Source organism: Sulfitobacter sediminilitoris (assembly GCF_010667575.1).
Lineage (GTDB): Bacteria > Pseudomonadota > Alphaproteobacteria > Rhodobacterales > Rhodobacteraceae > Sulfitobacter > Sulfitobacter sediminilitoris.
Genome location: NZ_JAABNT010000007.1, coordinates 77,830 through 90,708 on the forward strand (window position 1 = coordinate 77,830; position 12,879 = coordinate 90,708).

Below are 12,879 nucleotides of genomic sequence, written 5' to 3' on the forward strand. Positions count from 1 at the left end.
CAAAATGACCGCGCGTCTCCCAGAATATGTGTCCGAGGCGTTCTTGCCGCATCCGCCACGCAAGATGGGGGTCGCAGTTTCGGGCGGCAGCGATTCAATGGCGCTGTTGCATCTTTTGCGCGAGTTTTGCGAATTACACAAAATTGAATTGCATGCGGTCACTGTTAATCACGGACTGCGCGAAGAAGCATCAACCGAAGCCGATAAGGTGGCCCGCCATTGCGCCGAGATCGGTGTGCCACATGATACATTGGTCTGGGAAGACTGGAGCGGCAGAGGCAACCTGCAAAAGGCGGCGCGCGATGCGCGGTATTCCAAGATTTCGGCTTGGGCGCAGCAACATGGTATCAGCACTGTCGCGGTGGGTCATACTGCGGACGATCAGGCGGAGACCGTCTTGATGCGGTTGTCGCGGCGGTCTGGTGTCGACGGATTGTCTGGTATTCAAGACCGGACCGTGCGCGAAGGGATTACCTGGGTGCGTCCCTTGTTGCGCACCCGGCGAGAGACCTTGCAGGCCTATCTTCACGAACACCACATTCCGTGGATCAATGATCCCAGTAACGACGATGAACGTTTTGACCGGATCAAGGCCCGAAAGGCGCTGGGTATCCTGTCCGATCTGGGCATCACATCCGACGTACTGGCAGAAGTTGCCGGTCACCTGTCAGAGGCGCGCCGTGCGCTGGATTGGCAGACCTTTCTGGCAGCCAAACATTTCGTGCACGTGGATGCCGGGGCCATCGTATTGGACGAAACCGGTCTGCGCCTGCAACCTGACGAGATTCAGCGCCGATTGATCGTGCGGGCGATCATGTGGGTCAGCGGGTCAGATTATGCGCCGCGCCGTGCTGCGGTCGCCAATGTCATCGCGTCCCTGCGCAAAGGGCAGGCCGGGACCGTTGATGGCTGTCACATTCGTCGCATTGCTGCACAGATCTGGATTTTCCGGGAACATCAGGCGTTGCGTAATTTGTCCCTGCCGACGGATGCGCTGTGGGACGGACGCTGGCGGATGCTGCCTTTGGGCGGGGCGAAACATCTACCGCATCTGACGGTACGGGCCTTGGGGATGGACGGGCTTGATCAATGCCCAGATTGGCGTGCGACCGGCAGGCCGCACGTGGTTTTGCAGTCCACGCCATCGGTCTGGGATCATGATGTTCTCGTTGCGGCACCGCTGGCGGGCTGTGAACATAATTGGCAGGCGGAACTGGATGGTGGGGCGGATACCTATTTTGCCGCACTATTATCGCATTGAACCTGAGCGCATGATCTCTATCTTATAGATCAAGAGGCACCACACTGGTGTGCCACAAGGGTTCGTTGCGTAAAACGGACCTGCAACAATTAGGAGAATTTCCTTGGGCAACGTTCGTAACCTCGCCTTTTGGGTCGTTTTGATGCTGCTTGTGTTGGCGCTGTTCAACCTGTTCAGCGGTTCTGGCAACAACCTGCAAAGCAATGAGATCACTTACACCGAATTCGTGAATGCCGTTGAAAACGGTCAGGTCCGAAATGTGACGCTTGACGGTGAGCAGGTGCGCTTCCGCAAGAGTGACGGCGGAGATTTCGTCGCGATCAAGCCGGAAGACGCCGAGATTACCACGCTTTTGCTGGACAACAACGTGCCGGTGCAGGCGCGTCCGCAGCAACAGTCGGGTTTCCAAACATTCCTGATGTCGCTGCTGCCGATTGTTTTGCTGATCGGTGTCTGGATTTATTTCATGAACCGGATGCAAGGCGGCGGCAAAGGCGGTGCCATGGGCTTTGGCAAGTCCAAGGCCAAGATGCTGACCGAAAAGCATGGCCGCGTGACCTTTGACGACGTGGCAGGCATTGACGAGGCCAAGGAAGAATTGGAAGAGATCGTAGAATTTCTGCGCAATCCGCAAAAATTCTCGCGCCTTGGCGGCAAGATCCCCAAAGGCGCCCTGCTTGAGGGCCCTCCGGGTACTGGTAAGACACTGCTTGCACGCGCCATCGCGGGCGAGGCGGGCGTGCCGTTCTTCACCATCTCGGGCTCTGACTTCGTTGAGATGTTCGTGGGTGTCGGTGCGAGCCGCGTACGTGATATGTTCGAGCAGGCGAAAAAGAATGCGCCCTGTATCGTGTTTATCGACGAGATTGATGCTGTGGGTCGCCACCGTGGCGCAGGCTATGGCGGTGGTAACGATGAACGCGAGCAGACGTTGAACCAGCTTCTGGTCGAAATGGACGGTTTTGAGGCCAACGAAGGTGTGATCATCATCGCGGCCACCAACCGAAAAGACGTGCTGGACCCCGCTTTGCTGCGTCCGGGCCGCTTTGACCGTCAGATCACGGTGGGCAACCCCGACATCAAGGGCCGCGAGAAGATTCTCGGTGTGCACGCCCGCAAGACACCCCTCGGCCCTGACGTCGATCTGCGCATCATCGCACGCGGTACGCCCGGCTTCTCGGGTGCGGACCTTGCGAACCTCGTAAACGAGGCCGCTTTGGGTGCCGCGCGTCTAGGCCGCCGTTTCGTGATGATGATCGACTTTGAGAACGCCAAGGACAAGATCATGATGGGCTCTGAGCGCCGCTCGATGGTCATGACTGCCGCGCAGAAGGAAATGACAGCGTATCACGAGGCTGGTCACGCGCTGGTGGGTATGGAACTTCCCAAGTGTGATCCGGTCTATAAGGCCACGATTATCCCGCGCGGCGGTGCCTTGGGCATGGTGATGAGCCTGCCTGAGATGGACCGCCTCAACATGTTCAAGGACGAATGCCACCAGCGTCTGGCCATGACCATGGCGGGCAAGGCGGCTGAAATCCACAAGTACGGTGAAGAGGCCGTGTCGAACGGACCTGCGGGCGACATTCAGCAAGCCTCGGCGCTGGCGCGCGCGATGGTCTTGCAATGGGGCATGTCGGATAAGGTCGGCAACATCGACTATTCCGAAGCTGTTCAGGGCTATTCCGGCAGCACACCGGGTTTCTCTGTGTCCGCCAGCACCAAGGAGCTTGTGGAAAAAGAGGTCCAGAAGTTCATTCAGGACGGCTATGACTGGGCCTTGAAGATCATCAAGGAAAAGGAAGATCAGTTCGAGCGTCTGGCTCAGGGTCTTTTGGAGTATGAGACGCTCACCGGTGCCGAGATCAAGCGCGTCATGGACGGCTTGCCGCCGATCCCTGAAAAGGGCGATGACGATAATGACAAGGACGACAAGCCAAGCCTGACGGCCATTCCAAAGGCCAAGGGCAAAGGCAAGAAGCCCTCATCCCCCGAAGGCGGGATGGAGCCCGAACCCTCCGTCTGATCAAGCATGGTTTCCTGACCGTCACAAAAGGTCATAAGGCACCGCTACGGCGGGGCCTTTTCTTTTGCGGGTCCGATTACCATGGTGTCCCCACAAGAATGGGAGACTGACATGGCCGAGCTGAAACCGACCAATCACACTGCTGAGATTGTCTGGATGGGCAAAGTGCCCGAAAACCGCGCCAACATCCGGTCAGAGGCGGTAGAGACAGCTTTCGCGACCTATGCAGGTTTTGAAGGGGATTTTCATGCAGGACTGACCCGCAAGTCCTGTGTCCGCGTGAAGGACCAGCACCCCGTTGGGACGGAAATCCGTAATGTTCGACAATTGACCATCCTGTCCGCCGAAGAGCTGGACCAGATCGCCAACGCCATGGACCTGCCTGCGGTTGATCCACTGCTGCTGGGCGCATCGCTGGTGCTCAAGGGTATTCCTGACTTTACCTTCGTGCCGCCCGGCTCGCGGCTGCAAGCCGGGAACGGGACGACGCTGGTTGTGGATGTGGAAAACGGTCCCTGCAATTTCCCTGCCCGTGAAATCGAAAAAGATGAGCCCGGCCATGGCAAAGCGTTCAAGGCCGCTGCCAAAGGGCGGCGCGGCGTGTGCAGCTGGGTTGAACGGGAAGGCCAGTTGTCGATAGGCGACACGTTGCGCCTGCACATCCCCAATCAACGCTCATGGGCCCATCTTTAAGCCCTTGGCGTTTCCGAAACGAAACCCATCTGCGACCGCTCGCCGCATGCGGCGGTGGAAATGTCGGAAATGCGACCTCTGTCGGTATCGTGCTGACGATATGAGGGGGGCAACAAAGAAGCCGACTGCAACAGGGGATTCTCCATGGCTTATAAAACCGACATCGAAATTGCGCGCGAGGCGCAAAAGCGTCCGATCCAGGAGATTGGCGAAAAGCTTGGTATTTCAAGCAATGATCTGCTGCCCTACGGCCATGACAAGGCCAAGGTATCGCAGTCGTTCATCAATTCCGTTCAGGACCGCCCGGATGGCAAGCTGATCCTTGTCACCGCGATCAACCCGACGCCTGCGGGCGAAGGTAAGACCACGACAACGGTGGGTCTTGGCGACGGTCTGAACCGTATCGGCAAGAAAGCTGCTGTTTGTATCCGTGAAGCCTCTCTCGGCCCGAACTTTGGCATGAAGGGCGGGGCTGCTGGTGGCGGTTACGCACAGATCGTGCCGATGGAAGAGATGAACCTGCATTTCACCGGCGACTTCCACGCCATCACTTCGGCGCATTCCCTGCTGTCGGCAATGATCGACAACCATATCTATTGGGGCAACGAGCTTGAGATCGATACCCGTCGTGTCGTCTGGCGCCGCGTGGTCGACATGAATGACCGTGCCCTGCGTCAGATCACAACGTCGCTGGGCGGGGTGGCCAACGGCTTCCCGCGCGAGGCAGGTTTCGATATTACGGTCGCCTCCGAAGTCATGGCGATCCTGTGCCTGTCCAAAGACCTTACTGACCTGCAAAAGCGTCTGGGCGATATGATCGTCGCCTACACACGCGAGCGCAAACCGATCTTTGCACGCGATATCAAGGCGGACGGTGCAATGACCGTGCTGCTCAAGGACGCGATGCAGCCCAACCTCGTTCAGACGCTTGAGAACAACCCGGCCTTCGTGCACGGCGGTCCTTTTGCCAATATCGCGCATGGCTGTAACTCTGTCATTGCCACGGCAACCGCACTCAAACTGGCGGACTACGTGGTGACCGAAGCGGGCTTTGGTGCCGATCTGGGCGCTGAGAAGTTCCTCAACATCAAGTGCCGCAAGACGGGGCTGTCACCGTCTGCGGTCGTTGTGGTCGCGACGGTGCGCGCGATGAAGATGAACGGCGGCGTGGCCAAGGCAGACCTTGGTGCGGAAAACGTCGAGGCGGTCAAAAACGGCTGTGCGAACCTTGGGCGTCACATCGAGAACGTCAAATCGTTCGGCGTGCCCGTTGTCGTTGCCATCAACCACTTCGTCACGGACACCGATGCCGAGGTGCAGGCGGTCAAGGACTATGTGGCCTCGCAAGGTTCCGAAGCGGTCCTGTCGCGCCATTGGGAACTTGGCTCTGAAGGGTCGGCTGACCTTGCCACCAAAGTGGCTGAGACGATCGAGAAGGGTGAGGCCAACTTTGCGCCGATCTATCCTGACGACATGCCACTGGCTGAAAAGATCAACACCATCGCGACCAAGATCTACCGCGCGGACAGTGCGCAGATGGATCAGAAAATCCTGAACCAGCTGAAGGATTGGGAAGATCAGGGCTATGGCAACCTGCCGGTCTGTATGGCCAAGACGCAGTACAGCTTTACCACCGATCCAGAGCGGCGCGGCGCACCGACCGGCTTTGACATCCCCGTGCGTGAGGTGCGCCTATCTGCGGGCGCCGGTTTCGTGGTCGCCATCTGTGGTGAGATCATGACGATGCCGGGCTTGCCGCGCGTTCCGTCGGCAGAAAACATCCGCCTGAACGCGAACGGCGACGTCGAAGGTTTGTTCTGATCCTGACTTGAAAGAACCGCGGATGGGCAACTCCCCTTGCCCTCCGCACCGACTGCCCGCAAGCTAGGCGGCAACGCTTGGCGAAGGACACCCATATGACCCGTTTTATCTGCTTTCTATTCGCTCTTGTGCTGGCCGGGGCAGCGGCCGCCGGAGATCGCTACGTGGGATACTACTATCCCGAGGTCAGCTCGGAAGAGACGTTTGAGCGGGTGATCCGCTCCTCGCCCGACACGGGCCGACCGCTGCGGGTTGATTTCGTGAATGTTCTGACGCAATCCCAGCTTCAGGCCCCCGAAAGCCCGCGCTTTGTCTTTTTTTCAAAGGGGGATGATGCCGATACGCTGATCCTCGTTGCACTTGACGACGAGATTTTTGCGACGATCTACCGGGCGCGGGCGATCCTTGCACAACTGACAGTCAGTGTCCGCACGGGCGGCTTTTTTCAACGCGAAGACCTGCAGTATGTCGCAACCTTCTTTGATCTGTTGCAGATGATGGAATTCGACGAATTGCTGATCACCGACGGAAAAACATGGACCCACAGGGTCGATTTCATCAAATAACAGGAAGACCAGAATGCCAGCCAAGATCATCGACGGAAAAGCCTTTGCCGCAAAGGTACGCGCACAGGTAGCCGAACATGTGAGCCGCCTTGACAAGGAGCACGGGATCACGCCGGGACTGGCGGTGGTGCTGGTGGGCGAAGATCCTGCCTCTCAGGTCTATGTCCGCTCCAAAGGCAAGATGACGGTCGAGGTCGGGATGAAATCGGTTGAGCACAAGCTGGACGTAGATACAGCGGAACCGGATTTGCTGGCGCTGATCGATCAGTTGAACAACGATCCCTCAATCCACGGTATCCTTGTTCAATTGCCGCTGCCCATGCATCTGAACGAAGATCTGGTCATCAACGCCATTGATCCGGCCAAGGATGTGGACGGGTTCCATATCTCAAATGTGGGTCTTCTGGGTACGGGACAGAAATCCATGGTGCCCTGCACACCGCTGGGCTGTCTGATGATGCTGCGCGACCATCACGGATCCATCTCTGGCATGGACGCGGTGGTGATTGGACGGTCCAACATCGTGGGCAAACCGATGGCGCAGCTTTTGCTGAACGACAGTGCCACGGTCACGATCGCCCATTCACGCACCAAGGACCTACCTGATGTCGTGCGCCGCGCAGATATCGTCGTGGCGGCGGTGGGCCGTCCTGAAATGGTACCAGGCGACTGGATCAAGGAAGGTGCGACAGTCATCGACGTGGGCATCAACCGCGTCGACGCGCCGGAAAAGGGCGAGGGCAAGACCCGCCTTGTGGGGGACTGTCATTTCGAAAGCTGTGCTGAACGCGCCGGTGCCATCACGCCTGTGCCGGGTGGGGTCGGACCGATGACCATCGCGTGCCTTTTGGCCAACACCGTGACGGCTTGTTGCCGCGCCAATGGCCTGGCTGAACCCGAAGGGTTGACCGCCTAGCCCGGAACCGGGACCATCGTCCCTTGCAGAACGGCGATCATGGTCGATACACCGTCCAGTTCGGCATGCACCTCTGACGTGACCACACACAGTCGCTTGCCGGGTTTAATCACCCGGCCGGTGGCCACCAGCCGGTCGCCCCGTGCGGGGGCCAGCAGGTTCACCTTGATCTCTGCAGTCACGACTTCCAGGTCCAGTGGCAGCGTGGTCAGCGCGGCATAGCCCGCAGCACTATCCCCGATGGAGAAGGTAAGCCCCGCGTGTCCAAAGCCCTGTTGTTGCATGGCACCCGGCACAATAGGGGAGGCAATGCGCACCAGCCCTTCCTCGACCTCGATGATCTCGGCCCCCAGTGTCTTCATCATGCTTTGCGCGGCAAAGCTGCGCCGGATGCGGTCGCGGGCGGTATCGTCCATGGGGGCTGTCCTATCTTGGCATGGGCACCGCCACGGCGGTCTTGCCCGTCAACACAGCACAGGCTTCAGGGCGCATCAAGGGTGCAAAGACCGCAGACTGGCAATCAAGACCGCCGGTATAGGTGCCATAGGCGGGCATGATCAGCCGGTCGCTGTCATAGAGGAACACGGGCCGGGTCACGGTGCGGCCCCTGAGCGACAGGCTGGCCTTGGGGTGATAATGGCCGGAAATCTCGCCGCTTGCCTGTGCATGCGCGATATGGCGAAAGGTCAGCGGGACCAGCGGCAGTTCAGCAAGGTGTGATCCGCCCAGATCGACGGGTCCGGGATCGTGGTTGCCTTCAACCCAGATCCAGCGACGTCCGGCCTGCAACCGCGCGATCCACAGTTTTTCTTCTTCGGGCAACGCACGCGCCGCCCCCAGATCGTCAAAGCTGTCGCCCAGACAGATCACGGTGCGCGCCTTGGTCAGCGCCAGATCGGCGGCAAGACGGGTCAGCGTATCGCGTGTCTCGTAGGGGGGCAGGGCACTGCCGCCGCGTCTGGCGATCCGTTCGGATTTGCCCAGATGCAGGTCGCTGACGCAAAGCAGCGCCTGATCAGGCCACCAAAGGGCGCCCGTACACAGCGCCTTGAGCGGGATGCCGGCAAGAGAAAAGTCGTGGGCGTTCATCCTTTGTTCATGTTCGATGGGGCGCGATTTGGCAAGGGGCTACCAGCCAACGCGCCATTTTGGCTTGTCCGAGGGCGGTGGTGTCAGTTGGGCCAGTCCCGAGGCCTCCATCAGCCGCGCGGCCTCTTCCACCAGCAGGCGTTCTTCGGCGTCGCCCTTGACAGGCACGCGGCCTGCCTCAAGAAACAGCGGCGCGGCAAGTGGCGTGACGCGGGACAACTGCTTGTGATCGATCCGGTCGCCGACGCGGGCGATCATCTCTTCGATCCGGCCAAAGTCGACCAGCCCGCGCAGCGCCTCTTCACGGGTGATTTGCAGCATCAGGTGATCGGGATCGTACTTTTGCAGCGTGTCATAGAGGATATCGCTTGAAAACGTCGCCTGCCGCCCGGTCTTGCGGGCCGAGGGGGTGTTGCGTTCGATCAGCCCGGCAATGGTGGCCGAGGCGCGGAAGGTGCGTTTCATTACGGCGTTGCCTGCCAACCATGTCTCCAACCCGTCCAAAAGTGCTGCACGATCAAACAGCGGGGCGGCATCGGTGACGGCATCAAGGCTCCAGATCAACGTGGCGTAATCGGTGCAGACAAAACCCAAAGGGCTGAGTCCCAGTTCTTCCATCCGTTTGGTCAGCAAGAGCGCAAGTGTCTGCATGCCGTTCCGCCCGGCAAAGCCGTAAACGACCGTCTGGGCGCGGCCATCGTGGGGAAAGCTCTCGACCAGCAGGCGACCGGGCTGCGGAAGCTGGCTGACTTCGCGTTGCAGATGCAACCATTCGGCCGTGTGGCGCGGCAGTTCAGGCCAGCTGTCCTGGGTGAACATCCTCTGTATGCGGGCGGAAAGCTGCGTAGAGGTCGCAAACTTGGTGCCCATGAAGGTGGCGATCTTGGGCTTCTTCGCCACGTCCCGGCTGACCTCAACGGTCATCTCGCGCAACCCCTCGTATTTAACGATCTGCCCGCCGATCAGGAAGGTGTCTCCGGGGGTCAGGGAGGCGGCAAAGCTTTCCTCGATCTCGCCCAGCGGTTTGCCGCCCCGGTTGCGGCGCAGGCGGACCTTGAGAGTGTCTGTATCCTGAATGGTGCCGATGTTCATGCGGATGCGTTGCGCGGCCCGCGGGTCGCGCAACTGCCATGTGCCATCCGGGTTCTGGATCAGACGTTGCCAGCGGTCATAAGCCTTGAGCGCATATCCCCCGGTCGCGCAGAAATCCAGACAGGCGTCAAAATCGGCGCGCGACAGGGCGCTATAGGCCCCGGCAGAGGTGACTTCCGCAAAAAGCGCGTCGGCGTCAAACGGGCCAGCGCAAGCAGTGATCAGGATATGCTGGCACAGCACGTCGCGGGGACCGGGGCCACGCGGCTCTCCATCCAGATCGCCCGCAAGGACGGCTTCCAGGGCGGCAACACATTCCACGACTTCGAACCGGTTCGCTGGCACCAGCAGCGCCTTGGAGGGGGCGTTATAGCGGTGATTGGCGCGGCCAATTCTCTGGACCAGCCGCTTGACGTTCTTTGGCGCACCGATCTGGATCACAAGGTCCACATCGCCCCAGTCGATGCCCAGATCAAGCGAGCCTGTGCAGACGATGGCACGCAGGTCGCCTCGTACCATTGCGGCCTCGACCCGTGTCCGCTGTTCGCGGTCAAGGCTGCCGTGGTGGATGCCGATGGGAAGGCTGTCGTCATTGGCAATCCAGAGGTTGTGAAAGAAGATCTCCGCCTGTGCGCGGGTGTTGTGGAAAATCAGCGTGGTGTTGTGTTTCTTCACTTCCTCCAGCACGGGCGGGATCGCATAGGCCGCACCACCGCCGGACCATGGCGGGGCCTCGTCGGTCATCAGCATCTGGATGTCCGGGGCCGGGCCGGGATCAGCCAGCAGGATGTCGCACGGATCGGGGTGGCGCGCCATGAGGTGAGCGATCGACGCCGGGTCCTCGACCGTGGCCGAGAGGCCGACGCGTTTGAGATCAGGGCAGAGCGTTTGCAGACGGGCCAGCGCCAGCATCATCTGGTCGCCGCGCTTGGATTCTGCCAGCGCATGAATTTCGTCGATCACGACGCGCTTGAGCCCTTTGAACATGCGCGGGGCATCTTCGTAGCTGACCAGCAAGGCAAGGCTTTCTGGTGTGGTCAGAAAGATATTCGGCGGATCAGCCCGCTGGCGTTTACGGCGCGTGGCGGGCGTGTCGCCGGTGCGCTCATCAATGGTGATGGGCAGGCGCATTTCCTCGACCGGTGTGGTGAGGTTGCGCTTGATGTCAGCGGCAAGCGCTTTCAGCGGAGAGATATAGAGTGTGTGCATCCCTTCATGGGTGCCGTCCGAAAGGTCAATCAACGTGGGCAGAAAGCCAGACAGCGTCTTGCCACCGCCCGTGGGCGCGATCAGCAGCAGGGCAGCGGCATCGGCGCGGTCCAGCATCTCCTGCTGGTGCGGGTGGATCGACCAGCCCTTGGAAGCGAACCAGTTCAGAAATTTTGGGGGAAGTGCGCGCATGACATGCTAGATAGCATCTGGCGGCGCGGGGGCCAGCCCCCATCGCGGCACGCCACAATGCCCAGGGAACTCCAGGGCAAGAAGCGGGGCTTCGCGGGGGCGGCGCCTTGACGCGAGCGACAGGCGCGGCGCTGATCTCGTGGCGCTACTTCACAATATGCTCTTCTTTGACGAACATGTTGGCCCACGCACGATCCATAAGCTCAGGCGACATCTGGTATGGAATGCCCTCGAACTCGCAAATTGAAATCATCTGGTCGATCAAAAAGATGGGCTGATAGTTGGCATAGACGTTGTCGATTGTTGGGTATTTGACCTTGAGAAGATGCACCAACGTGGGCTCATCCAGCGGCATACCGCGCTTCTTGGCGACCATGGCGAAAATCTTGAGGAAGTTCGCCTGACTGGGGCCGTCAATCTTGATCTTGAAGAAGATCCGACGCAGCGCGGCCTGGTCGAAGATTTCGTTCGGGTGGAAGTTGGTGGAGAAGATCACCAGCGTGTCGAAGGGCACCTCGAATTTCTCACCCGATTGCAGGGCGAGGATATCCTTGCTTTCTTCCAGCGGCACAATCCAGCGGTTGACGATGGACTGCGGCGGTTCCTTCTGGCGGCCAAGGTCGTCCACGATAAAGATACCACCGGTAGATTTCAGTTGCAGCGGCGCCTGATAGGTGCGCGCAGTGGGGTTGTAGACCAGGTCGAGCATGTCGAGCGACAGTTCGCCCCCGGTGATCACCGTCGGCCGTTCGCAGCAGACATACCGGGTGTCAAAGCGGGTCACACGGCGCAGCGACCGGGGGTCCTGCACGTTTTCTTCGGCCATTGAGTGCACGATGGGGTCATAGACCGTAATCACCTGACCCGCGTATTCGATGGCGCGGGGCACATAGACCTTGTCCCCCAGTGCGTCGCGGATACCGTTCGAGATCGAGGACTTACCGTTGCCGGGTGGGCCATACATCAGGATCGAGCGACCGGCAGAGACTGCAGGGCCGAGGTGGTCAAGCAGGCTGTCTGGCAGGACAAGGTGGCCCATGGCACCGGTCAGTTGCTCGCGGGTGATCTGAAGGTTGCGGACCGACTGGCGTTTCACCTGTTCCCGGTAGACATCCAGCGGAACCGGCATGGCCCCAAAATACTCGGATTGGGCCAAGGCATCCAGCGCGCGGGCTTTGCCCGCGTCTGTCAACTGATAGCCCATCTCGTTGCCATTGTTGGCGTTGAGCGTGCCTGTCGCTTCAATCAGGCGCTGGTCGCGCCCCATGTCGATCAACTCTTGCGTCACAGGGACGGGCAGGCAGATGGCCTTGGCCAATTCGCTGACCATATCCGTGTTCTTGCGAAACATCGTCTTGAGGACGATGTCACGCATCATAACGATGGGAAGCTTCATATCCTCCAGCCGCTTTGGGGGCGGGGGGGCCATGACGGTGGTGGTTTGCATGTTCATGGTGCGGCTCCGAAGATCAGGGTTGTGCTTGGGACGCAGATTAGATGCCGAATATGGCGTTTATCGGGCGCCATAGAGGGCGCCGAGGATCAGATAGATGGCCAAAGCAGGGCCAAGAGCGAGGCCCATGGGAAACTTCTTGCCGCGCTCCCAACTGTCCCAGTGCGGGGCAAGGCGGCGCAGGGGTGTGTACTTGGCCCCCCGGTGGGCGACCGCGGCGGCCAGCAGCGTTGCCATGAACAGAGCGATCACCAAGCGAAGGTCGCCCAATGCGATGAAGGGGGCTGCGGCGGCGATGAATTTCGCGTCACCGGCCCCCAGCGCCCCTGCCGCGTTCAGAATGATCCCCACGACCAATACGATGGCCAGCGCAGCGAGCCGCCAGAGGTATTCAGGAAACGGAAACAGGAATATCCCAAGCACCACAAAGACCAGCGCCAGCAATACCACGGCAGGATTGGTGATCCGCATCTGCGCCATATCCGTGAAGGCCACGTAAAGACAGATGGGAAAGACGAATGGCAAAAACCACAGCGCATGCGTGGCCGAGATCGCCATCAC

The 12,879-nt window shown here is 59.9% G+C and carries 11 protein-coding genes; 6 read left to right on the forward strand and 5 right to left on the reverse strand.

Annotation, left to right across the window (positions count from 1 at the left end):
- Positions 1-4 precede the first annotated feature (4 nt).
- The 6 genes from tilS (at position 5) to folD (ending at position 7,283) form a co-directional block, all read left to right on the forward strand.
- On the forward strand, positions 5-1,261 hold the full coding sequence (gene tilS, locus GV827_RS12740) for a tRNA lysidine(34) synthetase TilS (protein WP_164354187.1): 1,257 nt from the start codon (positions 5-7) through the stop codon (positions 1,259-1,261).
- A gap of 103 nt (positions 1,262-1,364) precedes the next feature.
- Positions 1,365-3,287 carry an ATP-dependent zinc metalloprotease FtsH gene (ftsH, locus tag GV827_RS12745; RefSeq protein ID WP_164354188.1) on the forward strand — a complete coding sequence of 641 codons (1,923 nt, stop codon included), beginning with the start codon at positions 1,365-1,367 and terminating at the stop codon, positions 3,285-3,287.
- 111 nt (positions 3,288-3,398) lie between these two features.
- Positions 3,399-3,980, forward strand: a complete 582-nt coding sequence (locus GV827_RS12750; protein ID WP_164354189.1) for an MOSC domain-containing protein — start codon at positions 3,399-3,401, stop codon at positions 3,978-3,980.
- Between the two features lie 144 nt (positions 3,981-4,124).
- Positions 4,125-5,801 carry a formate--tetrahydrofolate ligase gene (locus GV827_RS12755; protein WP_164354190.1) on the forward strand — a complete coding sequence of 559 codons (1,677 nt, stop codon included), beginning with the start codon at positions 4,125-4,127 and terminating at the stop codon, positions 5,799-5,801.
- Positions 5,802-5,896: 95 nt separating this feature from the next.
- Entirely contained in the window at positions 5,897-6,367 is a 471-nt protein-coding gene (locus GV827_RS12760; RefSeq protein WP_164354191.1) for a hypothetical protein, read from the forward strand.
- Positions 6,368-6,380: 13 nt separating this feature from the next.
- On the forward strand, positions 6,381-7,283 hold the full coding sequence (gene folD / locus GV827_RS12765; RefSeq protein ID WP_164354192.1) for a bifunctional methylenetetrahydrofolate dehydrogenase/methenyltetrahydrofolate cyclohydrolase FolD: 903 nt from the start codon (positions 6,381-6,383) through the stop codon (positions 7,281-7,283).
- Here folD and GV827_RS12770 read toward each other — a convergent pair.
- The 5 genes from GV827_RS12770 to GV827_RS12790 form a co-directional block, all read right to left on the reverse strand.
- Positions 7,280-7,699, reverse strand: a complete 420-nt coding sequence (locus GV827_RS12770; protein ID WP_164354193.1) for a PaaI family thioesterase — start codon at positions 7,697-7,699, stop codon at positions 7,280-7,282. The two genes, folD and GV827_RS12770, sit on opposite strands and share 4 nt — an antisense overlap.
- A 10-nt stretch (positions 7,700-7,709) precedes the next feature.
- Positions 7,710-8,372 (reverse strand): ligase-associated DNA damage response endonuclease PdeM, encoded by a 663-nt coding sequence (gene pdeM, locus GV827_RS12775; protein ID WP_164354194.1) that lies wholly within the window; start codon positions 8,370-8,372, stop codon positions 7,710-7,712.
- A gap of 39 nt (positions 8,373-8,411) precedes the next feature.
- Positions 8,412-10,865, reverse strand: a complete 2,454-nt coding sequence (locus GV827_RS12780) for a ligase-associated DNA damage response DEXH box helicase (RefSeq protein ID WP_164354195.1) — start codon at positions 10,863-10,865, stop codon at positions 8,412-8,414.
- A 145-nt stretch (positions 10,866-11,010) separates the two neighbouring features.
- Entirely contained in the window at positions 11,011-12,318 is a 1,308-nt protein-coding gene (locus GV827_RS12785) for an ATPase (protein WP_164354196.1), read from the reverse strand.
- Between the two features lie 60 nt (positions 12,319-12,378).
- Complete coding sequence (locus GV827_RS12790) at positions 12,379-12,876, reverse strand: prepilin peptidase (protein WP_164354197.1); 498 nt, start codon at positions 12,874-12,876, stop codon at positions 12,379-12,381.
- Between the last annotated feature and the right edge of the window lie 3 nt (positions 12,877-12,879).